Genomic DNA, 22,728 nt, shown 5'->3' on the forward strand with positions numbered 1-22,728 from the left:
GGCGTGAGCATGTCCCAGGTGCGTGAGAATCTCACCTACGAGGGGTTCGGGACCGCGGTTCGCGAGCTCGCCCAGGCCATCGCCGACGACGGGTACGAGCCCGACATAGTGCTCTCCATCGCCCGCGGCGGTGTCTTCGTCGCGGGCGGGCTCGCCTACGCCCTCGACTGCAAGAACATCCACCTGGTGAACGTGGAGTTCTACACGGGCGTCGGGACCACCCTTCCGATGCCCGTCATGCTGGCGCCCGTTCCCAACGCCATCGACTTCTCCCAGAAGAAAGTCCTGATCACCGACGACGTCGCCGACACCGGCAAGACGCTCAAGCTCGTGCACGACTTCTGCGTCGACACCGTCGCCGAGGTCCGCAGCGCCGTGATCTACGAGAAGTCCCACTCGCTCGTGAAGTGCGAGTACGTGTGGAAGCGCACCGATGAGTGGATCAACTTCCCGTGGAGTGTTTTGCCTGTGGTACGCAAGTCCGGGGAGCCGGTCACACCATCGAAGGAAGCCCTCTGACCTGGGGCTGATCCCCTCTGACCTGGGGCTGAGGACCAGCGTCGGCTTCGGAACAAGCGACGGACCCGACATCGGGATGATCCCTGCTGCTACTCGTGGGGTCTAGGTACCGCACAGTCGTCGTCAGGTGTCTTCGGGATCCAGCTCGAAGACGAAATAGATGCTCAGGCAGTAGGGCTCGTCCTCGTCGTGGAAGAAATCCCACGACACGTCTGCCAGGCGGATTCTGTGTTCCCGCACCCACTCATGGGCTTTCTTGAAAGCCTCCGCTGCAGTTGTGGCCGGGAACAGCTTCCTGGCTATGGGATGCACCCCAGTCTCAGCGTCCGAGTCGTCGAAACCCTCCGGAACGTCCAGGCAGAAGGTGGGATCGAGCTCCATGGAGTGCGCCCTTTCCAGTCGGTTTACCCGTACGAATCGACAGATGTCGCCCTCTGAGCACGACGCCTGGTAAGACTGCCGCGCACCCGGAAGGGTTGCTTCTGCCTACCGTGCGTCGAGGTGCCTCGCTGCTGGGCGTCGCGGAACTCGCCACTGAAGCTCGACCGACAACAGTCTGTGCGGCCGGCGTTCCGGGAGTGGCTGCCCGAGATCCGAGGCCGGGGGCCGGGCCGGCAGTACCGGCTGGGAAACTCCCACCATGGACACCACACCCGAGCAGATGAGCTCCCGGACGGCGGCCGGATGGACCGTCACGCTCGCGGGCCTCGGAGCACTCACCGGCTTCGTCTGGGACGGGCCGTTCCTCGCCGTCACCTGCGCCCTTTCCATGGGAGGCGGCGCCGCCCTGGGCACGGTCCTGTCCCGCCGTCAAATGATCGCAACCATTCGGGAAGGACAGGGGAAGGCCGCCGCGCTCGGGTACGCCGACGGAATCGCGGACATGGTGGTGCTGGAGATATCCGCGTACAGGACCTCCGTCTTCCCGCTGTCCGGCCCCGACGCAGTAGACCCCGCCGAGCGCGCGGCGCGCCGTAAGGCCGCCTACCACCTCACCGCCGCCGACGGGCTTCCCCACCACATTCGTCAGGCCGCGGCCGCCGCTCTCGAAGCGATCGATGACGCGCGTGACCGTGACACCCAGTCCGCCATCGAGGACCTCATGAAGGCTGTCCAGGACCAGCGCCGCGGCACGTGACCGCAGCCACCGCCAGGGTTGTACGGACAAAGAGAGGGGCTTCCGGCGCTGTGCCGGAAGCCCCTCTCTCTCGTACGTACGAGAAGTACTGGCTGGTACTCGCGAGGAGTACTAGAACGTGCCCAGCTTGATGATCGACACGATCGCGATCAGCTGGATGGCTGACGCGCCGAGCGCCTTCGGCCACGGGAGGTCGTGGGACTTGCTGACCATGAGGGTCAGCAGGGCGCCCGCCGCGACCCAGGTGGCCCAGCCGAGGAGCTGGACGAAGGACGCGTCGCCGCCGAAGAACATGGCGACGAGCAGGCGCGGGGCGTCCGTGAGGGACATGATCAGCATGGAGAGGCCGACCGTGGGCTGCCAGGCGCCGTCGCCGCCGAGCTGGCGGGCCAGGGTGTGGGTGACCACGCCCAGGATGAAGGTGCTGATGACGATGGCGATCCCCGTCGTCAGGACGATGGGGACCGCGTTGGAGAGGGTGGCGTTTATCGCGTCCTGGCGGGCTCCGTCGAAGCCGAAGACCGCGAGCAGGCCGTAGATGAACGTCACGATCAGGGCCGGGGCCCACATCGTGTAGTCGCGCATCTGCAGGAAGGTCTGGTTGGGGGACAGGACGATGCCCCTGAGCAGGTCCTTCCAGTGCAGGCGGGGGCCCACCGGCGGGGCTGCCGCCTGGCCGGCACGGTAGGTCTCGCCCTGGCTGTAGGGGTCCTCGCCGATCGAGAACGCCTGCGTGTGTCCGGGGCTGTTGGCCGCGTACGGGTCCGGGCCCTGCTGCGGGTGCCCGTCGCCGAAGTACTCCGGCTCGCCCTGGCCGCCGTTGCCGCCCTGGGGCCAGCCGCCCTGCTGCCCGCCGTAGGCCTGACCGCCGTACTGCTGCCCCCCGTACTGCGGCTGCGACGGCGCAGCCGGATAGCCGTACGGCGGCTGCTGGCCTCCCTGCGGTGCCTGCTGCCCGTACGACGGTCGGTGTTGTTGCGGTCGCGCTTGCGGTGCACGGTTGTCCCGGCCGCCGCGTCCGATCCTGAATCCAGCCACGTAATCGAACGTACCTGGTCCCGCAGAGTCACGTGCCGGGCCCGGGGGAACGGACCCGGCATTGGGGCCTATCTGTGACATCACCTAGGGGGATTTCCAAGGGTCCCCTACGGGGAGCGAACACCGTGCGTACTCGCTCGCGGTGCCATGGTGGAACCGACGTCTACTGCAGCATCCCGTCGATGAGCGACGTGTCCACTGACGCGACGCCCGTCGTCGTCACCCCCGACGCGGAGCCGGGCAGCCGCAACGATCCCTCGGTTCCGCTCACGTACAGGTCGGCGTCGCGGAGCCGTACGACGTAGCCGAACATGTCGTCGGCCTCCAGCGCACCGGGCACGCCGGACGTGTCGCGGGCGAACCACTTCGAACCCGTACCCGTGACACCGGACACGCCGCCGCGCAGCACATGTACCGCGCCCGCGTACTCCTTGCCGTCGATCGTTTCCCCGTACACGCCGACCGCCAGGTCCTTGTAGCCGTCGCCGTTGACGTCGGCGGCCGACACACTTGCTCCGAAAGAGTCGTCGTTCTCCGGTGTGCCCGCGACGCCGCTCGTGGACTGGCTGATGCGGGCGCTGGTGGAGGGGCCCGTTGAGGAGCCGTACCAGAGCGATACGCGGCCCTTGTAGCCAGAGTATGCGGGGGTTCCGATGGCCACGTCGCCGTAGCCGTCCTTGTCGAAGTCGGCGATGACTCCGTCGCCGCCCCAGCCGCCGTCGGGGTTGAGGCTGAGGGTCTTGCCGGACGTGAGCGTGGATCCGCCCTTGATGAACCAGGCGTCCGCGTGCTCGCCGGAGGAGGCGGACCAGGCGTCGCCGACGATGACGAGGTCGGTCTTGGAGTCGCCGTTCACCTTGCCCGCGATCAGGGAGCTGGAGTCGAAGACGGACGACTCCTTGTCCAGGACCGTGACCGAGCCGGAGACGCCGGAGCGGGTGATGGAGCCGCTGTAGACATATGTCTTGGACGCGTTGACGACGGCCAGGTCCTGCTTGCCGTCCCCGTTGAAGTCGCCCGTGGCGAGGTCGTGGCCCATGGAGCCGTAGGACTGCTTGGCGGCCTTGTTCGGAATCGTCGTGCCACCGGAGAGGCCGTTCGCGCTGCCCCACAGCACGGTCACCGCGCCCTGGTCCGCGCGGCCGTCGACGTCCTCGCCGAGCGCGGCCACCGCGAGGTCGCCGTATCCGTCGGCGTTGAAATCGGCGGCCGCACGGACCTCACCGAACATGTCGTCGGTCTCGTCGGAGCCGGGGACGCCGGCGCTCGACTGGTCGATGAATTGGGTCTTGGTGCCCGGGCCGGCGGCTGTGCCGAAGGTGACGCTGATGCCGCCGCCCAAGTTGTCGCCGAGGGAGGCGACCGCGTAGTCCCGGTATCCGTCCCCATTGAAGTCGTCCGCGTACTTGGCGGCGGCCGCACCCGCCGGAGCGGCGGTGGCCAGGGTGAGCAGGCCGCCGGTGAGGGCCACCGCTGTCGCGGTGGCCAGGGTGGTGCGGAGGGGGATCTTCATACGTGTGTGGTTCCTGACTGGGAAAAGGGGGGTTAGTGGAGCAGCGCGAAGCCGAACTGCGGGCGGCCCGACGTCGAGACGCCCGCCGACGACGGGCCGAAGGTGACCGCGTTCGCCGGGGTGATGCCGGAGGACACGCCGCGCAGAGTCCACAGGGCGCCGTCTGCGTCGTTCTCGCCGTCGGCGCCGACGGCGAGGTCCGCGTGGCCGTCGCCGTTGGGGTCGGCGAGGGCTGTCAGCGCACGTTTGCGCACGTGGGGGTCCTTCGTCGGCTTCAGCCGTTCAGGGCGGTGCCGAGACCGGCGCCCCGCGCGATGCCGTATTCCTCCGGGCCGAACACGTCGGCACCGCTGGTGGAGAGGGCCGAGCTGGTTCCGTGAAGCTGCCAAATGGCTCCACTGCCCTCGTTGTTGTACGGGTTCTCGTACGGCGCGGAGACCGCGAGATCGGCCTTGCCGTTTCCGTTGAAGTCGGCGAGCCGGAGTTGGGAGCCGAAGGCGTCGTTGTTCTCGGCGGTGCCCGGGATGCCGGAGGTGTTCTGGGAGAAGCGCTTGGCACCCGTGGTGGTCAGTCCGCCCGACGCGCCGCGGAGCAGCAGGACGTCACCGCCGCGGAAAGCGCCGTCCAGCGACTCGTACGGGACGCCGATGGCGAGCTCGGCCCGGCCGTCGCCGGTGACGTCGCCGATGGACAGCACGGCGCCGAACTCGTCCTCCGACTCGTTGCTGCCGGGGATGCCCGATGTGCCCTGGTGGTAGGTGTGGCGCTCCGTGCTCAGCCCGCCCTCGTAGCCGGCCGCCCCGTAGTGGACCATCACGTAACCGGCTTTGCCGCTGGGGTCGTTGAGCCCGTTGTCGTCGAGGCGTGGGTTGGACAGACCGATGGCGAGGTCGTCGCGGCCGTCTCTGTTGAGGTCCCCGGCCGCGACCGTGTTTCCGCCGGCGAGGGTCTGGCGGTTGGAGAAATCGTCGGGCGTGGGCGTGCTCGCGTCCCCGGCGGTGTAGATCACGGTCGCGGCCGGGCGGGTCACGGCCAGCTCGTCCTTGCCGCCGCCCGTGAAGTCCCCGGCAGCGAGCTGCCCGAAACCGATCGCATTGTCACCTTGAGTGCTGACGTAGGACGGGGACGGGACGGAAGTACGGCTGAATCCGCCCTCGTACAGCCACAGGCTCCCGGAGTCCGCGACCACGATGTCCGGTGACGCGTCGCCCACGAAGTCGCCGACCACGGTGTCGGAGCCGAAGAACTGGTAAGCGTACGAGAGGCCGGTGGGCAGGACCGTGCCGCTGCGGAAAGGCGTGGGGCCTCCCCACAGCACCGTGACCGATCCGCGTGCGGACAGGTCGCCGATGCTCTCCGCCTCGCTCGTGACGAGGAGGTCCGCGTATCCGTCACCGTCCAGGTCCCCGCTGGACAGGTCCGTGCCGAAGAGGTCTTCCGCCTCCGCCGAGCCGGGGACCCCGGCCGAGTTCTGAGTGACGTAGACATGCTTGGCGGTGAGGCCCGACGAGGACCCGAAGGTCACCAGGACCGCACCGGCGCGCTTCTTCCCGTCGATGGTCTTCTCGGGCATGCCTATGGCGAGGTCGCGGTAGCCGTCCCCGTTGAAGTCGTCCGCGTACTTGGCGGGCGCGGCGGAGGCGGGGGTCGAAAGGGTGAGGGGGGTGAGGCCCGCGGCGAGAAGGGCTGCGAACGCCACCGAAGTGTGTTTACGCATAAGGGAGTTCTCCATCGTCGTACGTGGGGGGTGTCAGCCCGCGAAGACGTTCCCGAAGTACGCGTCTCCCGACGGCCCGCCCAGCGTCGTGCTGCCGAAGGACTTGGAACCGGTGGCCGTGGTGCCGGAGCTGGTGGACTTGAAGAGCCAGACCGCGCCGTCGCCGCCGTTCTCGCCGCGGGCACCGACCGCCAGTTCCGCGCGGCCGTCGGCGTTCGCGTCCGTGAGGAAGACCGCGTCGCCGAAGTAGTCGTAGGCCTCGGCGGTGCCGGGGACGTTCGTGGTGTCCTGCGAGTAGGACTTCGAGCCGGTGCCGGTCAGGCCGGAGGCGGAACCGCGCAGGACCGTGACCTGGCCGGCGTCGTTCACCGAGCCGAGGCTCTCGCTGTCGGAGCCGATCACGACGTCGGCGTAACCGTCGCCGTTGGTGTCGCCCGACGACAGGCTCCAGCCGAAGCCGTCGTTCTTCTCGCCGGTGCCGGGGACGCCGGTGGTGTCCTGGGTGATACGGACCGGCGTACGGGTGCTGAGGCCGCCGGACGCGCCGTACGTGATCGTGATCGCGCCGCCCAGCCCGCCGTTCGGCTCGGTCGTCGACTTCTCCATGAAGTTGCCGGTGACGATGTCGCCGTAGCCGTCCTTGTCGACGTCGGCGATGGTGCCCGCGTAGCCGCCCGCGAGCTTCTTGCTGTACTTCGGGCCGGTGGCCGAACCGAGGTAGAGGGCGCTGCGGGTGCGGGAGTCGCCGGTGCTGGTCTCCTCCTGGCCCATGACCAGGAGGTCGGTCTTGCCGTCGCCGTTGACCTCGCCCGCGACGAGTCCGTCCGGGTAGATGGTGGTCTGGTCGACCGTGTCGATGCCGACGAGTGAAGCCGCCGTGCCCGTACGGGAGATGGGGCCGCGGAAGATGTTCAGGGCGGGCGTGGAGTTGTTGGCGGCGGCCAGGTCGGTGTGGCCGTCGCCGTCGAAGTCGCCGGCCGCGATCTGCCAGCCGAGCTCGTTGCGGTACTGCGGCAGCGGCGAGGAGATGTCGGTGCCGGACTTCACGCCGTCCGCGCCGCCCCACAGCACCGTCAGAGCGCCGTACGAGTCGGTCGAGCCGATCTTCTCGCTGTGCACGCCGACGACGATGTCCGTGTAGCCGTCGCCGTCCATGTCGCCCGTGGTCAGACGGTCGCCGAAGTAGTCGTACGACTCCGGGGTGCCCGGAATGCCGTCCGTGGCCTGGCTGATGATCTGCCGCTTGGAGGTGTCGAGGCCGCTCGCCGTGCCGTAGACGACCGCCACGTAACCGGCGCCGGACTTGGTGGAGACCTTGGCGATGGGCGCGGCGATCGCGAGGTCGCGGTAACCGTCGCCGTTGAAGTCGCCGGACAGGCCTGAGGGCGCGGCGGAGGCGGTGGCCGCGGGCAGGGCGGTGAGCAGGCCGCTGGTCAGGGTCGCGGCCAGGAGGAGGGTGCGCTTGCGCATGGGGGTTCCCCGTTCACGAATTCAGGAGGTTCACGATGCTGGAGGTTCACGAAGGATGGGCCGGGCCTTTCGACCCGGCCCGGCACGACAGAAGTCAGTCGAGGAAGCTGCCGCCGAAGTCGGGCAGTGTCACGGCACCGGACGCCGTCGGGGTGGTGGAGGTGCCGCGCAGCACCAGTGCGACGCCCGCCGTGCCCACGCCCAGCTCCGCCTTGCCGTCGGCGTTCAGGTCCCGCAGGTGGAGCGTGTAGCCGAAGGACGCGTTGGAGCCGTCCGCGCCCGTCACCGTCTGCGGGATCCAGGAGGAGCGGGCGCCGCTCAGGCCGCCGGAACCGCCGCGGAACAGGTGCACGCCGCCCTGGTCCTCGGTGCCGTCGACGTCCTCGTGCGGGACGCCGACCGCGAGGTCCGCGTAGCCGTCGCCGTTGGTGTCGGCGGCCGAGACGGCGTACCCGAAGTCGTCGTAGGGCTCGGGCGTGCCGGAGACGCCGGAGGTGGCCTGGGTGAAGGCGGTCGAGCCGCTGGGGCCGGACGAGGTGCCGCGCCAGACGGTGACCGCGCCCCTGCCGGTGCTGCGGTCGGGCTGGCCGAGGGCGATGTCGCCGTAGCCGTCCTTGTCGAAGTCGCCGACGGCGGCGGTCGTGGCGTCGCTGTCGAGCGTCTTGGACGCGCCCGACGTCAGGCCCCCGGAGGTGCCCTTGAGGAACCAGACGCGGCTGATCGGCTCGTTGCCGGAGAACTGGGTGCCGAGGACCACCAGGTCGGTCTTGCCGTCGCCGTTGACCTTGCCGGCCGCGAGCCCGTACGAGTACCAGCCCGCGTCCACCTTGTCGATCTTGCTGACGGTGCCGGTGGAGCCGGACTTGCTGAAGGAGCCGCGGTACAGCCTCGCCTCCTCGCCGCCGATCACCGCGAGGTCGGGCGAGCCGTCGCCGTTGAAGTCGCCGGTGGCGAGATCGCGGCCGAAGTGGCCGCCGGCACCGGATTTCGGGGCGACGTTGGTGCCGCCCGACAGGCCGGAGCCGGAGCCCCACACGATGGTGACCGTGCCGCGGTATTTCACGCTGCCCACGTGCTCCATGGGGTTGCCGACGACGAGGTCCGCGTAGCCGTCCTTATTGAGGTCGGCGCTCGCGAGCGATTCGCCGAACATGTCGTCTTCCTCGCCGGAGCCGGGGACACCGGCGCTGTCCTGGTCGATGACCTGGGGGTGCGAGGTGTTCAGGCCGCTCGCGGTCCCGTAGACGACGGTGACGGCGCCGCCCACATGGCCGTCCCGGTTGTAACCGACGTACGCGACATCGCGGTAGCCGTCGCCGTTGAAGTCGTCGTAGTGCTTCGCGACGGCGGCGGAGGCCGGGGCGCTCAGTGCGAGCGGGGTGAGGCCCGCTGCCAGCAGGGAGGCGGCCAGGGTCGCGGAGGTACGTCTGCGCATGGGGTGCTCCTTTGAGGTCAGCCGTTCAGAGCCGTGCCGTGGCCGGGGGTGCCCGTCGTCGAGACGCCGGTCGTGGACGGGCGAAGGCCGGTCGAGCCGGTGGCCGTCGGGCAGGGCGCCGTGGCGGGGCAGGGACCGGACCGCGCCGCCCGAGGCTCTCGCCGGGCGCGGAGACCGCGCCCGGCGAGAACGGAAGGCAGGCGGCTCAGTCGGCGAAGAGGGCGCCGAACTCCGGGGTGCCCGACGTGGAGACGCCTGAGGTGCTCGGCGAGATGGTGCGCGAGCCGCTCGTGGTGATCGTCGTGCCGTTGGACGGCAGGTAGGTCACCGCGCCGTTGGCGCTGTTCTCGTACGAGCCGACGATCAGATCGGCCTTGCCGTCACCGGTGACGTCGTCGAGCTTGACGTCCGCGCCGAAGAGGTCGCTCTTCTCGTCGTTGCCGGGGACGCCCGCGGTGCTCTGGGCGAAGGACTGCACGCCGGAGGAGACCTTGACGCCGCTCGCGGAGCCGTACAGGACGGTGACCATGCCGGTGTTGCTGACGCCGTCGATGTCCTCGTCCGGGGCGCTGACGACGAGGTCCTGGAAGCCGTCGCCGTTGATGTCGCCCATGTCGAGGTCCCAGCCGAAGGCGTCGCCCTTCTCCGAGGTGCCGGGCACGTTGCCGGTGTTCTGGGTGATGCCGGAGGTGCCGGCCGGGCCGGACGCGGAGCCGTAGGTGATGTTCACCTTGCCGCCGTTGGCGGCGTCCGGGACGGGCGTGCCGTCGGAGGTGGTGCTGTCCCAGCCCGCGCCGCTGACGATGTCGCCGAAGCCGTCGCCGTTGATGTCGCCTATGGCCGTGATGATGCCGGGCTTGAGGGCCTGGGCGGACGCGACGCTGAGACCGCTCGCGGTGCCGGGCACGTAGTAGTTGGTGTTCCAGCCGTAGTCGGTCTGGGTCTCGTAGCCGTCGACGATCAGGTCGGTGCGGCCGTCGCCGTTCACGTCACCGGCGGTGAGGCTCATCGGGCCGAAGGGGTAGTCGTTGGTGCCCGACTGGATCGGGGGCTTGATCGTGGAGCGGCCGCCCGGCGTACCGCTGGTGCTGAAGCCGCCCTTGTACACGTAGATGGTGTTCGACGAGCTGCCGACGGCCAGGTCGGCCTTGCCGTCGCCGTCGAAGTCGCCGGCGGCCAGGTCCTTGCCCCAGTAGTCGTGCGAGGAGGCGGCCGGGTCGGGCACGTCGACGCTCTTGCCGGTGAGGCCGCTCGCGGAGCCCCAGAGGATGGCGAGGGCGCCGCCGTTGGTGTCGGTGCCGACCTTCTCGTACGGGGAGGCCACCGCGAGGTCGTCGTAACCGTCGCCGTTGAAGTCCGCGTACGCGGTCTCGGCGCTGAAGCCGTCGCCGGCCTCGGCGGTGCCCGGGACGCCGGTGGTGTTCTGGCTGATCGTCGAGCGCTTGGCGGACGATACGCCGGTGGAGGTGCCGTAGAGCACGACGATCTGGCCCGCGTCGGCGTGGCCGCTGACGTAGGCGCCCGGCGCAGACGCGGCGACATCACCGATGCCGTCGCCGTTGAAGTCGGCCTTCGCCGTCTTGAACGAGTCCGCGGCGGTCGCCGTCGCGGCCGAGAAGGTGAGCAGACCGCCCGTCAGCGCGGCCGCGGTGGCCGTCGCGAGGGCGAGTCGCAGGTGGGACCGGTGGTGCGGGTGCTGCTTGTGCATGCGGGGTTCTCCTGCGGCATGCGGGGATGCTGGCGGGCATCCACAGTCGATGGGGTGCGGACCGTCCGTGTTTGCCGGGAGTTGTCCTCGGGTTCACGGTTGGTCGGCGATCAGGAGACCAACGCTGGGGCTCAAGGGTTGTACGTGAGTTCGGTAAATTCTCGTGGCTGGTGGGGCGCCGGGCCGGAGCTCGACGCCCCACAAAGGAGCCGCCTTCGGCAGGTCAGCCGATGAGGCCGGTGCCGAACGAGCCGTAGGCGCGGGACAGGCCGAAGGTGCCCGGGCCGAAGGAGCGGGCACCGGCGGTGGTGACGCCGCCCGCGGAGCCTTGCAGTGCGGTGATCGCGCCGACGCCCTCGTCCTCGAAGCCGGCGGCGACGGTGAAGTCGGCGTGGCCGTCCTTGTTGACGTCCGACAGGAGGACGTCGGAGCCGAAGTAGTCCATGGACTCGGGGGAGCCGGGGACGTTGTAGGTGTCCTGCGAGATCGCGCGGCCGCCCTTGAGCGCGTAGCCGGTCAGCACCACGGTGGAGCCGGTGTCCTTCCTCGTGCCGATGTCCTCGAAGACGACGCCGATGGCCAGTTCGCCGTAGCCGTCGCCGTTGACGTCAGCGATGGAGACCGAGGCGCCGAAGCCGTCCCCGGCCTCGTCGGCACCGGGAACGCCTTCGGAGTCCTGGGTGAGTTGAGCCATCGGGATGTCACCGTTGATCGGGCCGCCTTCGGAACCCCGGATGACGACGACCTTGCCGCCGGGGCTGCCCTCGTGACCCTGCTCCTTGGTGAAGACGTTGCCGAGGGCGATCTCGTCGTAGCCGTCGCCGTTGATGTCGCCGAGCGCGATGGAGGTGCCACCGTTCAGCGGACGCGGCACCGAGGTCTCCAGGCCGGAGGAGGTGCCGAGGTACGCGACGCCCTTGGTCCAGTCGCCCGAGCCGTCGGAGTTGAGGGCCGTGCGGTAGGTGAGGACGAGGTCGGCCTTCTTGTCGCCATTGGTGTCGCCCGCCGCCATCGCGTCGATGCCGTATTTGGCCTTATCGGGAAGGTCGATCTTCTGCGTGCCGCCGGTCGTGCCGGTGGTGGTGAAGCGGCCCTTGACGACGTACGCGTGCGAGGCGCTGGTGGCGACGGCCAGGTCGGCCTTGCCGTCGCCGTTGAAGTCGCCCGCGGTCAGCCGGCGGCCCCACTCGTCGTGCGAGGCGGCGGCCGGGTCCTTGACCGTGGTGCCGTTCTTGATGCCGCTGGACGAGCCCCACAGCACGGTGACGGAGCCGCCGTCGGTGTCCGAACCGACGTCCTCGCCGGGGGCGCCGACCGCGAGGTCGGTGTAGCCATCGCCGTTGAGGTCGCCCACCGCGAGCGCCTCGCCGAAGAAGTCCTCCTCCTCGGCGGTGCCGGGCACGCCCGCGGTGTTCTGGCTGACGACCGTGCGCTTGGCGGGGTTGAGGCCGCTGGAGCCGCCGTAGACCACGGCCACATAACCGGCCAGGACCTTGCCGCCGACCGTCGCGTACGGCGCGGCGAACGCGACGTCGCCGTAGCCGTCGCCGTTGAAGTCCGCCCGGTAGGAGCGGGAAGCGCTCGCGGCCGTCGCCGGCGCGGCCGCGAACGTGAGCAGACCGCCCGTCAGCGCGGCGGCGGTGGCCGCCGCGAGGGCGAGTCGCGGGTGGTGCTTGTGCATGCGGGATCTCCTGCGGCATGCGGGGATGCCCGGCAGGGGCATCCGCAGTCGATGGGCGATCAGGAGACCTTCGGTGTTGCGCAACGGTTGTACGTGTGTTCGGTCAATCTTTGAGGTTCCTGTGAAGAGGGAGGCGTCGGCGAACTGTCCCCAGGGCGCTATGAGGTCGCGGACTGCCCTCAGGACGCCACGAGTTCGGGGACTGCTCTCAGGGCGCTACGGCGTCGGGGACTGCCCTCAGGACGCTACGACGTCGGGGACCGCCCTCGGTGCGCTACGACGTCAGGAACTCCGAGGTGGAGAAGGTGACCGTCGGCTCCGCCGCGACCAGGCCCTTCGCCGCCCCCGGGTACACCGCGACCGTGTCCTTCGTCTCGCCCCGATACGTCCGCACCACCAGGTCCGCGCGCCCGTCCCCCGTGAAGTCGCCCACCGTCAGCACCCGGGTGGTGCCCTGGGCCGGCGGTTTCACGGTGACCATGCCCGCCGCGGACAGTCCGGTCGTACGGCCGCGCAGGACCCTCAACTCCGCACCGCTGGAGATGAGTTCACTCAGACCGTCCCCGTCGAAGTCGCCGGAGTCGAGCACCGAGCCCGGGGTGGAGACACTGCCGCGCGCGGCGCCGGGGAGGTCGTAGCGCAGTGATGTTCCGCCCATGGAGCCGACCGCGGCGTCCAGCGCCTTGCCCTTGCCGAAGCGGCCGAACGCCACGTCGATGCCGGCCGGCAGGACGACTCCCGTGCGGGCGGGGCCGTCCGGTCCGCCGAGAACCACGGCCGACTTGCCCGCACCCTCCGCCGTACGGACGAGGAGGTCGTCATATCCGTCGCGGTTCACGTCGGCGGCCGGACCCGTGGGGACCTCGCCCGGCGAGGGGATCGGCGCACCGGCCTTGCGCGGGGCACCCTTGCGGCTGAACGGGCCGCGCAGGTAGCTGAGTCGGCCCGCCGAGGCGTGCACCACCAGGTCCTCGGCGCCGTCGCCGTCGAAGTCGCCGCACACGGGCTGGTCGGCCCAGTCGTTGCCGAAACGTGCCTGCGCGGGGACGGCGAGCTTGACCGCCCTGCCGGTGAGGCCCTTCGGGGAGCCGAAGAGGATCTGGAGGGGGACCGGCGGCTGCCCCTGGCCGTCGTACGGAGGGTCGGTCGACACGACCAGATCCGTGAAGCCGTCCTTGTCGAGGTCACAGCTCGCCTCCGCGTCGAAGACGGCGGGGAGTTGGCCCTTGGTGGGGGCGGCCTGCTTCTTCGGGCTGAGCAACTGCCGGGCGCCGGGCGTGAGTCCGTGCGCGCCGCCGTAGACGATGCCGATGCCGGCGTCGTCCGCGTGGCTCTGCTCCTTGACGAGGTCACCCAGGACCAGATCACGGTGCCCGTCACCGTTGAAGTCGTCGGCGACCTTGCTGCCCTTGCCCTGGGGGACGGGGAGTTGGGCCGGGGCCTTCGCGATCTGTACCGGCGTGTGCTGGGGCGCCCCGGCCTCCGTGCTGGGGCCGCAGGCGGCGAGAAGGCCGCCCCCGAGGGCGCATACCGCCAGGGCTGCCGCCACCCGCGTACCCGCTCTTCGCCCGCTCACCGCGCACCTCACCCGCCCCGGAGACAACAACGCGGGTCATCATGCACGTGTTCGAGCGGGGGGTTAAGGGGTGCGGCGTGCGGGATGGGTCACGCGCGGCGGGACTGGGGCTATGCCTCGCTCTGCTGCAGGGGCTTGGGCGGTTGCTCCGCGACGAATGAGCCGAGGCCGACCTCGGCTCGAATGAGCCCTTCCGCCTTGAGGTGGGCCGGCACCTTCTGTGCGGTGGAAACCGCGATGCCGAACTCGGCCGACAGTTCAACGACGGACGGTACTCGGACGCCCACGGGATGGACGACGTCGGCGATGCGGGTGGCGATGGCGGCGGCGACCTGCCGCCAGACGGGTCGGGTTCGGCCGAACTCGTGAGTCATGCGGCGATCGCTACGACTCCGCGGGCTTGTCGGCATTCTCGGCGACGAAGGAACCGAGGCCCGGCTCGGTGTAGATGAGCCCTTCCGCCCGCAGGCCCTTGTGCACCTTCTGCGCGGTCACTGCGGCGATGCCGAACTCCGCGGTGATCTCTACGACGGACGGGATGCGCGTGCGCGGCGGGTACGTGCCGTCCTCGATTCGGCGGCGGATCACCTCGGCCACCTGGCGCCAGCGGGGGATGTCGGCAACAAATTCCATCACCGCACCACCATGCGCAGACAGCAGCATTCTGTGCGATTCACAGTTCACCGCTCATACGGCAGTAGACCGCAGATCCTCGAAAGACCCCGGCGACGGATGGAGCCGTCCCGGGGCGTGGCCACCAGCTGAAGATGAACGGAGCTGACGACGTGACCGACCTTATCCGCCGCCTCATGGCCTGGGTGGGCCTCTTGCTCGTCCCACGCGAGGGGCATCGCCCATGCCCCGCCCGGCCGACTCCCGCCGTCCCGCTACGGCCGCGAGCCACGGCGCTCCCCGCCCGCCGCAGCCCGTACGGGCTGGCCCCCCCCTCGACGGCACCGCCACCGTCGCCGTGCGCCCGTACGTCACCGCCCACGAACAGCGCGAGCGACGCCGCGAACTGGCCCTGGCCACGCTGGGGCCGGGCATGCCTGGCCCGTACTGGATCCACGGGCTGGAGGTCGCCTGATGGGGGCGGAATCGCCGCGGGCGCCGCGCCTGCTGCCCTGGTCCGGTTCCGAGGGCAAGCCCTGCTACCTGGTCGGCGACGACCACGGCGGACCCGTGTCCCGCCTGGCCGACGCCACCGAGTCGATTCGCACACGCCCACAGCATGCTCCCGGACACCCCACCGGGCGAACTCCGCTTCCTCGCCGAGCGCCTGACCGAGGCCCTCCACGTCGCACTTCGCGTCGCCGAGAGCCGCGGCCGAAGGCTGGACCACTTGAACTGACCGGGAACGACGACGCCCCCTGCCCGGTGGGGGCAGGGGGCGTCGGTCGTACCGATCTGGCCGGTCAGGGCCGGTTACTTCACCGGCTCCGGCTCCGGCGCGTTCTCCGACTCGGCCTCGCCCGCCGGGGGCTCGTCGTCGACCGGCGTCCTGACGGAGTCGAGCAGCAGCTGGGCCACGTCCACGACCTGGATGGACTCCTTGGCCTTGCCGTCGTTCTTCTTGCCGTTGACCGAGTCGGTCAGCATGACGAGGCAGAACGGGCAGGCGGTGGAGACGATGTCCGGGTTGAGGGACAGGGCCTCGTCGACACGCTCGTTGTTGATGCGCTTGCCGATGCGCTCCTCCATCCACATCCGCGCACCGCCGGCGCCGCAGCAGAAGCCGCGCTCCTTGTGGCGGTGCATCTCCTGCTGACGCAGGCCCGGGACGGCGGACATGATCTCGCGCGGCGGCGTGTAGATCTTGTTGTGGCGGCCCAGGTAGCAGGGGTCGTGGTAGGTGATCAGACCCTCGACCGGGGTGACCGGCAGCAGCTTGCCCTCGTCGATGAGGTGCTGGAGCAGCTGGGTGTGGTGGATGGTCTCGTAGTCGCCGCCGAGCTGCGGGTACTCGTTGCCGATCGTGTTCAGGCAGTGGGGGCAGGTCGCGACGATCTTCTTCGCCGACCTCGGCTTCTTCGTCGACTCGTCTTCGTCGTCCTCGCCGAACGCCATGTTCAGCGCGGCGACGTTCTCCATGCCGAGCTCCTGGAACAGGGGCTCGTTGCCGAGGCGGCGGGCGGAGTCACCGGTGCACTTCTCGTCGCCGCCCATGATCGCGAACTTGACGCCCGCGATGTGGAGCAGCTCCGCGAAGGCCTTCGTCGTCTTCTTCGCGCGGTCTTCCAGCGCGCCGGCGCAGCCGACCCAGTACAGGTACTCGACCTCGGACAGGTCCTCGATGTCCTTGCCGACGACCGGCACTTCGAAGTCGAGTTCCTTGAGCCATTCCAGGCGCTGCTTCTTGGCCAGACCCCAGGGGTTGCCCTTCTTCTCCAGGTTCTTGAGCATCGTGCCCGCCTCGGACGGGAAGGCGCTCTCGATCATCACCTGGTAGCGGCGCATGTCGACGATGTGGTCGATGTGCTCGATGTCGACCGGGCACTGCTCGACACAGGCGCCGCAGGTGGTGCAGGACCACAGGACGTCGGGGTCGATGACGCCGTTCTCCTCGACGGTGCCGATGAGGGGGCGCTCGGCCTCCGCGAGGGCGGCGGCGGGCACGTCCTTGAGCTGCTCCTGCGACGCCTTCTCGTTGCCCTCCATGTCCTTGCCGCCGCCCGCGAGCAGGTACGGGGCCTTGGCGTGCGCGTGGTCGCGCAGCGACATGATGAGGAGCTTGGGGGACAGCGGCTTGCCGGTGTTCCAGGCGGGGCACTGCGACTGGCAGCGGCCGCACTCGGTGCAGGTGGAGAAGTCCAGCAGGCCCTTCCAGGAGAACTGCTCGACCTGGGAGACACCGAAGACGTCGTCCTCACCGGGGTCGGTGAAGTCGATCGGCTTGCCGCCGGAGGTCATCGGCTGGAGCGCGCCGAGCGCGGTCTCACCGGTCGCGTTCCGCTTGAACCAGATGTTCGGGAAGGCCAGGAAGCGGTGCCAGGCGACACCCATGTTGGTGTTCAGCGAGACCACGATCATCCAGATGAACGAGGTGCTGATCTTGATCATCGCGACCAGGTAGACCAGGTTCTGCAGCGCGGAGACGCTCAGGCCCTTGAAGGCGAGGACCAGCGGGTACGAGGCGAAGTACCCGGCCTCGTAGCCCTCCACGTGGTGGATCGCGCCCTCGAGGCCGCGCAGCACATAGATGGCCAGGCCGATGGTGAGGATGACGTACTCGACGAAGTACGCCTGTCCGGCCTTGGAGCCCGTGAAGCGGGACTTGCGGCCGGCCCGGGAGGGCAGGCTCAGCAGCCGGATCGCCATCAGGACGACGATGCCGAGGACGGTCATCACGCCGATGAACTCGGTGTACATCTCGACCGGCAGGAAGTCGCCGATGACCGGCAGCACCCAGTCGGCCTTGAACAGCTGGCCGAACGCCTGCGCCAGGGTCGGCGGGAGCGTGAGGAAGCCGACCGCCACGAACCAGTGGGCGAAGCCGACGATGCCCCACCGGTTCATCCGCGTGTGGCCGAGGAACTCCCTGACCAGCGTCACGCTGCGCTGATAGGGGTTGTCGGTCCGGGCGCCGGCGGGTACGGGCTGGCCGAGCTTGAAGTACCGGACGAACTGACCGATGGCGCGTGCGAGCAGCGCGACGCCGACCACGGTCAGGACCAGCGACACGATGATCGCGGCGAGTTGCATTTGGGGCTCCTCGGGCCTGCGAGGTGTTGCTCCGAGAGTGACCTCGAAGGTGATTACTAAGCGGTAACTTATGCAGTCCGTCTGAGACTACCCACTTCTAGCGCCGCACTGTAGCCAGGCGTGCGGTGATCTGCGTCGCTGAGGGTCGCCTGAGCGGGTGTCTCCAGCGGGGCCCGGCGCGGGCTGGCGGCCCGACACGTAAACCCGATCGTGTTATTCGCACAATACTGTGACATTCACGCCTAAATTGGCGACGTGTTGTACGGAATCGCCGCCGCCATGGCCGCCCTGCTGCTCACCGCCGCGCTCAGTGCGCTGCTGCGGATGTTCGCCCTGCGCTTCGGGGTGGTCGAGCGGCGGCGGGTTCGGCCGGTTCCGCTGCTCGGCGGGGTGGCCGTCGTGGGGGGTACGGCGTTCGTCGCCGGGGTCGGGGACTGGACGGATGTCGCCCCGCTGGGACCGGAGGCCGGACGGGTGCTGGTGGCCGGGATCGGGGTCGCCGTGCTGGGGCTGGTCAGTGATCTCTGGACCGTGCCGCTCGCCGTGCGGGTCGCCGGCGTGGTGGGCGCCGCCGCGCTGACCGTGCCGTACGACGAACTCGGGCTGTCGGCCGGGGTGTTGGCCGTCGCCTGGATCGTCTTCGCCGTGCACGCCTTCGACTCGCTCGATCGCGCCGACGGGGTGATGGGGACCGTCGGCGTCATCACCGCTTTCGCGCTCAGCGGGTGCGCCGCCGCCGAGATCATGGACGGGCTGGCGGCGCTGCTGAGCGTGCTGGCCGCCGCGCTCACCGGGTTTCTGATGCGCGGGTGGCCGCCGGCCCGGATCATGCCGGGGCGGTGCGGTGCGCTGTTCGCCGGCTTCGTGCTCGCCTCGGCGGTCGTGCTGGTGCAGGCCGGGCGGGAGGCCGGGCCCGGGCTCGGGGCCGGGCTCGCCCTGACGGCGGTGGCCAGTGCCGATGCCGTACTCGTGTTTGTGTCGCGGCGGCGGGCCGGGCGGGCGCTGCTGCGGTCCGCGCCGGATCACCTCGTGCACCGGCTGCGGCGGGTCGGACTGACCGGGCAGGGGGTCACGGTCGTCATCGGGGTCGCCGCGTTCGCCGGGGCGGTGGTGGGACTGCTCATCGACCTGAGGTGGGTGGGGGCGGGGGCCGCGTGGTGGGTGGCGGGAGCCGTCGCGCTCGTCGCGGTCGTGGGGTGCGTGCGTCCGGTGCCGGTGTCTCGGCCCCGCCGCCCCTACCCCTTCCCGTCCCCTGGGACCCGCGGCGGAGCCGCTCGCGGAAGCGGCAGCCCCAGACCTCCGTATCGGCCTGTACGGCCTCGCCCTCAAGCGCCGGACGGGCTCATGGGTGCCGGCCGCGGCTGAGAGTCTCCCCAGGTCAGAGCCACCCTGCGCGTAAGGAATAGATAAGAGTTGAGTCCCCATGACTCAGCTCTGTTGACCCAGCGGCAGGCGTCATGCACACTTGAGTCCGTTCCACTCAAGTCATTGCTGGAGGAATCAACCATGGCACGTGCGGTCGGCATCGACCTGGGCACGACTAACTCCGTCGTCAGCGTTCTGGAGGGCGGCGAGCCCACCGTCATCACCAACGCCGAAGGCGCCAGGACCACGCCGTCCGTCGTCGCCTTCGCCAAGAACGGTGAGGTGCTCGTCGGCGAGGTCGCCAAGCGCCAGGCGGTCACGAACGTGGACCGGACCATCCGCTCCGTGAAGCGCCACATGGGCACGGACTGGAAGATCAACCTGGACGGGAAGGACTTCAACCCGCAGCAGATCTCCGCCTTCATTCTGCAGAAGCTGAAGCGCGACGCCGAGGCCTACCTGGGTGAGAAGGTCACCGACGCGGTCATCACCGTTCCCGCGTACTTCAACGACTCCGAGCGTCAGGCCACGAAGGAGGCCGGCGAGATCGCCGGTCTGAACGTGCTGCGCATCGTGAATGAGCCGACGGCCGCCGCCCTGGCCTACGGCCTCGACAAGGACGACCAGACCATCCTCGTCTTCGACCTCGGCGGCGGCACCTTCGACGTGTCCCTGCTGGAGATCGGCGACGGCGTCGTCGAGGTGAAGGCCACCAACGGTGACAACCACCTCGGTGGTGACGACTGGGACCAGCGAGTCGTCGACTACCTGGTGAAGCAGTTCCAGAGCGGCCACGGCGTGGACCTCTCCAAGGACAAGATGGCCCTCCAGCGCCTCCGCGAGGCCGCCGAGAAGGCCAAGATCGAGCTGTCCAGCTCCACCGAGACCTCGATCAACCTGCCCTACATCACGGCGTCCGCCGAGGGCCCGCTGCACCTGGACGAGAAGCTCACCCGCGCCCAGTTCCAGCAGCTCACCGCCGACCTGCTGGAGCGCTGCAAGACGCCGTTCCACAACGTCATCAAGGACGCGGGCATCAACCTCTCCGAGATCGACCACGTCGTTCTCGTCGGTGGCTCCACCCGTATGCCGGCCGTCGCCGAGCTCGTGCGCGAGCTGACCGGCGGCAAGGACGCCAACAAGGGCGTCAACCCGGACGAGGTCGTCGCCATCGGCGCCGCCCTCCAGGCCGGTGTCCTCAAGGGTGAGGTCAAGGACGTCCTGCTCCTCGACGTGACCCCGCTGTCCCTCGGTATCGAGACCAAGGGCGGCATCATGACGAAGCTCATCGAGCGGAACACGACGATCCCGACCAAGCGGTCCGAGATCTTCACCACCGCCGAGGACAACCAGCCCTCCGTGCAGATCCAGGTCTACCAGGGCGAGCGCGAGATCGCGGCGTACAACAAGAAGCTCGGAATGTTCGAGCTGACCGGTCTGCCGCCGGCCCCGCGCGGTGTCCCGCAGATCGAGGTCGCCTTCGACATCGACGCCAACGGCATCATGCACGTCACGGCCAAGGACCTCGGCACCGGCAAGGAGCAGAAGATGACCGTCACCGGCGGCTCCTCGCTGCCGAAGGACGAGGTCGACCGGATGCGCCAGGAGGCCGAGAAGTACGCGGAGGAGGACCACGCCCGCCGCGAGGCCGCCGAGACCCGCAACCAGGGCGAGCAGCTCGTCTACCAGACGGAGAAGTTCCTCAAGGACAACGAGGACAAGGTCCCCGGCGAGGTCAAGACCGAGGTCGAGGCGTCCGTCGAGGAGCTGAAGGCCGCGCTCAAGGGCGAGGACACCGCCGAGATCCGTACGGCCACCGAGAAGGTCGCCGCCGTCTCGCAGAAGCTGGGCCAGGCGATGTACGCCGACGCCCAGGCCGCGCAGGCCGCGGGCGGCGACGCTCCCGGTGCCGAGGCCCCGAAGGCCGACGACGACGTCGTCGACGCCGAGATCGTCGACGAGGACCGTAAGGACGGTGCCGCGTGACGGAGGAGACCCCGGGTTTCGACGAGAAGCCTGACGTCCCCTCCGGCGCCACCTCTGACGACGCCGAGCCGCAGACCGCCACCCCCTCTTCGGAGGGGGCGGCGGCCCCGGACGGGGACGCAGCAGCACAATTGGTCGGCCTGACGGCCCAGCTGGACCAGGCGCGCACGGCGCTCAACGAGCGCACGGCGGACCTCCAGCGGCTCCAGGCCGAGTTCCAGAACTACCGCCGACGGGTCGAGCGCGACCGGATCGCGGTGCGGGAGGTCGCCATCGCGAACCTCCTGACCGAGCTCCTGCCCGTACTCGACGACATCGGCCGCGCGCGGGAACACGGCGAACTGGTCGGCGGCTTCAAGTCGGTGGCCGAGTCGCTCGAGACCGTCGCGGCGAAGATGGGTCTGCAGCAGTTCGGCAAGGAGGGCGAGCCCTTCGACCCGACGATCCACGAGGCCTTGATGCACTCGTACGCGCCCGACGTCACCGAGACGACGTGCGTGGCGATTCTGCAGCCGGGGTATCGCATCGGCGAGCGCACCATCCGCCCCGCGCGGGTGGCCGTCGCCGAACCCCAGCCGGGGGCGCAGACCGTCAAGGCGGACTCCCAGGATTCCGCCGAGGCGGCCGACGACAAGGAGAACGGTGGCCCGGACGAGGGCTGACGTTGAAACGATGAGGAAGGAGGGACGTCGAGGATGAGCACCAAGGACTTCATCGAGAAGGACTTCTACAAGGTCCTCGGCGTCCCCAAGGACGCCACCGAGGCAGAGATCAAGAAGGCGTACCGGAAGCTCGCCCGCGAGTTCCACCCGGACGCCAACAAGGGCAACGCCAAGGCCGAGGAGCGCTTCAAGGAGATCTCCGAGGCCAACGACGTGCTCGGCGACCCCAAGAAGCGCAAGGAGTACGACGAGGCACGCGCCCTCTTCGGCAACGGCGGCTTCCGTCCGGGTCCCGGCGCCGGTGGCGGCTCCTTCAACTTCGACCTGGGCGACCTCTTCGGAGGCGGCGCCCAGGGCCAAGGCGCGGGAGGCGGCTTCGGCGGCGGCATCGGTGATGTCTTCGGGGGCCTGTTCAACCGCGGCGGCGCGACCACCGGCACCCGTACGCAGCCCCGGCGCGGCCAGGACATCGACACCGAGGTGACGCTGAGCTTCACCGAGGCGGTGGACGGCGCGACGGTCCCGCTGCGCATGACGTCGCAGGCGCCCTGCAAGGCGTGCTCCGGCACCGGCGACGCGAACGGCACACCGAGGGTGTGCCCGACGTGTGTGGGCACCGGCCAGGTGGCCCGCGGCTCGGGCGGTGGGTTCTCGCTCACCGACCCCTGCCCGGACTGCAAGGGCCGCGGTCTGATCGCCGAGAACCCCTGCGAGGTGTGCAACGGCAGCGGTCGTGCCAAGTCGTCCCGGACCATGCAGGTACGGATCCCCGCGGGCGTCAGCGACAGCCAGCGGATCCGTCTGCGCGGCAAGGGCGCACCCGGCGAACGGGGCGGCCCGGCGGGCGACTTGTACGTCACCGTCCATGTGGACGCCCACCCGGTCTTCGGCCGCAAGGGCGACAACCTCACCGTCACCGTGCCCGTCACCTTCGCGGAGGCGGCGCTCGGCGGCGAGGTGCGCGTGCCGACGCTGGGCGGACCGCCGGTCACCCTGAAGCTGCCCCCGGGCACGCCCAACGGCCGGACGATGCGGGCCCGCGGCAAGGGTGCGGTCCGCAAGGACGGCACGCGGGGCGATCTCCTCGTCACCGTCGAGGTGGCGGTTCCCAAGGACGTGTCGGGCAAGGCTCGTGACGCCCTGGAGGCGTATCGCGAGGCGACCGTGGGTGAGGACCCGCGGGCGGAGCTGTTCCAGGCCGCGAAGGGAGCATGAGAG

At 69.8% G+C, this 22,728-nt stretch carries 20 protein-coding genes and 1 pseudogene; 8 read left to right on the forward strand and 13 right to left on the reverse strand.

The window, feature by feature from the left end:
• Positions 1–9: 9 nt before the first annotated feature.
• Positions 10–519, forward strand: coding sequence for a phosphoribosyltransferase (locus AB5J53_RS25480; protein WP_369252459.1), 510 nt, complete (start codon positions 10–12; stop codon positions 517–519).
• Positions 520–642: 123 nt separating this feature from the next.
• Here the strand turns inward: AB5J53_RS25480 and AB5J53_RS25485 are convergent, their stop codons facing one another.
• On the reverse strand, positions 643–900 hold the full coding sequence (locus AB5J53_RS25485; protein ID WP_369247971.1) for a hypothetical protein: 258 nt from the start codon (positions 898–900) through the stop codon (positions 643–645).
• Positions 901–1,159: 259 nt separating this feature from the next.
• Between AB5J53_RS25485 and AB5J53_RS25490 the strand changes: the two genes are divergently transcribed.
• Positions 1,160–1,657 (forward strand): hypothetical protein, encoded by a 498-nt coding sequence (locus tag AB5J53_RS25490; RefSeq protein ID WP_369247972.1) that lies wholly within the window; start codon positions 1,160–1,162, stop codon positions 1,655–1,657.
• A 111-nt stretch (positions 1,658–1,768) separates the two neighbouring features.
• Here the strand turns inward: AB5J53_RS25490 and AB5J53_RS25495 are convergent, their stop codons facing one another.
• The 11 genes from AB5J53_RS25495 to AB5J53_RS25545 all read right to left on the reverse strand — a co-directional run bounded on the left by AB5J53_RS25495 (position 1,769) and on the right by AB5J53_RS25545 (position 14,428).
• A complete protein-coding gene (locus AB5J53_RS25495) occupies positions 1,769–2,776 on the reverse strand; it encodes a Yip1 family protein (RefSeq protein ID WP_369247973.1) in 1,008 nt (335 codons plus the stop codon).
• An 82-nt stretch (positions 2,777–2,858) separates the two neighbouring features.
• Positions 2,859–4,208, reverse strand: coding sequence for an FG-GAP and VCBS repeat-containing protein (locus AB5J53_RS25500; RefSeq protein ID WP_369247974.1), 1,350 nt, complete (start codon positions 4,206–4,208; stop codon positions 2,859–2,861).
• A 32-nt stretch (positions 4,209–4,240) separates the two neighbouring features.
• The gene (locus AB5J53_RS25505; RefSeq protein ID WP_369247975.1) at positions 4,241–4,462 is read right to left on the reverse strand and encodes an FG-GAP repeat protein; all 222 of its coding nucleotides are present in this window, start codon (positions 4,460–4,462) and stop codon (positions 4,241–4,243) included.
• Between the two features lie 20 nt (positions 4,463–4,482).
• The gene (locus AB5J53_RS25510; protein ID WP_369247976.1) at positions 4,483–5,925 is read right to left on the reverse strand and encodes an integrin-like protein; all 1,443 of its coding nucleotides are present in this window, start codon (positions 5,923–5,925) and stop codon (positions 4,483–4,485) included.
• Between the two features lie 33 nt (positions 5,926–5,958).
• Positions 5,959–7,395 (reverse strand): FG-GAP-like repeat-containing protein, encoded by a 1,437-nt coding sequence (locus AB5J53_RS25515; protein ID WP_369247977.1) that lies wholly within the window; start codon positions 7,393–7,395, stop codon positions 5,959–5,961.
• 94 nt (positions 7,396–7,489) lie between these two features.
• Positions 7,490–8,830 (reverse strand): FG-GAP-like repeat-containing protein, encoded by a 1,341-nt coding sequence (locus AB5J53_RS25520; RefSeq protein WP_369247978.1) that lies wholly within the window; start codon positions 8,828–8,830, stop codon positions 7,490–7,492.
• Positions 8,831–9,035: 205 nt separating this feature from the next.
• On the reverse strand, positions 9,036–10,538 hold the full coding sequence (locus AB5J53_RS25525; RefSeq protein ID WP_369247979.1) for an FG-GAP and VCBS repeat-containing protein: 1,503 nt from the start codon (positions 10,536–10,538) through the stop codon (positions 9,036–9,038).
• 223 nt (positions 10,539–10,761) lie between these two features.
• Positions 10,762–12,219, reverse strand: coding sequence for an FG-GAP-like repeat-containing protein (locus AB5J53_RS25530; RefSeq protein WP_369247980.1), 1,458 nt, complete (start codon positions 12,217–12,219; stop codon positions 10,762–10,764).
• A 274-nt stretch (positions 12,220–12,493) separates the two neighbouring features.
• Entirely contained in the window at positions 12,494–13,768 is a 1,275-nt protein-coding gene (locus tag AB5J53_RS25535; RefSeq protein WP_369252461.1) for an FG-GAP repeat domain-containing protein, read from the reverse strand.
• A 137-nt stretch (positions 13,769–13,905) separates the two neighbouring features.
• Positions 13,906–14,169: a GntR family transcriptional regulator gene (locus AB5J53_RS25540; protein ID WP_369247981.1), complete on the reverse strand. Its 264-nt coding sequence runs from the start codon at positions 14,167–14,169 to the stop codon at positions 13,906–13,908.
• A 10-nt stretch (positions 14,170–14,179) separates the two neighbouring features.
• Positions 14,180–14,428: a GntR family transcriptional regulator gene (locus AB5J53_RS25545; protein ID WP_369247982.1), complete on the reverse strand. Its 249-nt coding sequence runs from the start codon at positions 14,426–14,428 to the stop codon at positions 14,180–14,182.
• A gap of 223 nt (positions 14,429–14,651) precedes the next feature.
• Here AB5J53_RS25545 and AB5J53_RS25550 point away from each other — a divergent pair, with 223 nt between their 5' ends.
• Both AB5J53_RS25550 and AB5J53_RS25555 read left to right on the forward strand, forming a co-directional pair.
• Complete coding sequence (locus AB5J53_RS25550; protein WP_369247983.1) at positions 14,652–14,882, forward strand: hypothetical protein; 231 nt, start codon at positions 14,652–14,654, stop codon at positions 14,880–14,882.
• Positions 14,882–15,146: pseudogene (locus AB5J53_RS25555) on the forward strand (hypothetical protein). Before AB5J53_RS25550 ends, AB5J53_RS25555 begins: the two are co-directional and overlap by 1 nt.
• 74 nt (positions 15,147–15,220) lie before the next feature.
• Here AB5J53_RS25555 and AB5J53_RS25560 read toward each other — a convergent pair.
• Complete coding sequence (locus AB5J53_RS25560; protein ID WP_369247984.1) at positions 15,221–17,497, reverse strand: (Fe-S)-binding protein; 2,277 nt, start codon at positions 17,495–17,497, stop codon at positions 15,221–15,223.
• A 255-nt stretch (positions 17,498–17,752) separates the two neighbouring features.
• Here AB5J53_RS25560 and AB5J53_RS25565 point away from each other — a divergent pair, with 255 nt between their 5' ends.
• From AB5J53_RS25565 to dnaJ, 4 genes are all read left to right on the forward strand, one after another.
• Positions 17,753–18,862 carry an MraY family glycosyltransferase gene (locus AB5J53_RS25565; protein WP_369247985.1) on the forward strand — a complete coding sequence of 370 codons (1,110 nt, stop codon included), beginning with the start codon at positions 17,753–17,755 and terminating at the stop codon, positions 18,860–18,862.
• Between the two features lie 141 nt (positions 18,863–19,003).
• Positions 19,004–20,848: a molecular chaperone DnaK gene (dnaK, locus tag AB5J53_RS25570; RefSeq protein ID WP_369247986.1), complete on the forward strand. Its 1,845-nt coding sequence runs from the start codon at positions 19,004–19,006 to the stop codon at positions 20,846–20,848.
• On the forward strand, positions 20,845–21,510 hold the full coding sequence (grpE, locus tag AB5J53_RS25575; RefSeq protein WP_369247987.1) for a nucleotide exchange factor GrpE: 666 nt from the start codon (positions 20,845–20,847) through the stop codon (positions 21,508–21,510). The genes dnaK and grpE overlap by 4 nt, the downstream gene beginning before the upstream one ends.
• Before the next feature lie 33 nt (positions 21,511–21,543).
• Positions 21,544–22,725: a molecular chaperone DnaJ gene (dnaJ, locus tag AB5J53_RS25580; RefSeq protein ID WP_369247988.1), complete on the forward strand. Its 1,182-nt coding sequence runs from the start codon at positions 21,544–21,546 to the stop codon at positions 22,723–22,725.
• Positions 22,726–22,728 lie beyond the last annotated feature (3 nt).

The organism is Streptomyces sp. R41 (genome assembly GCF_041053055.1).
GTDB lineage: Bacteria > Actinomycetota > Actinomycetes > Streptomycetales > Streptomycetaceae > Streptomyces.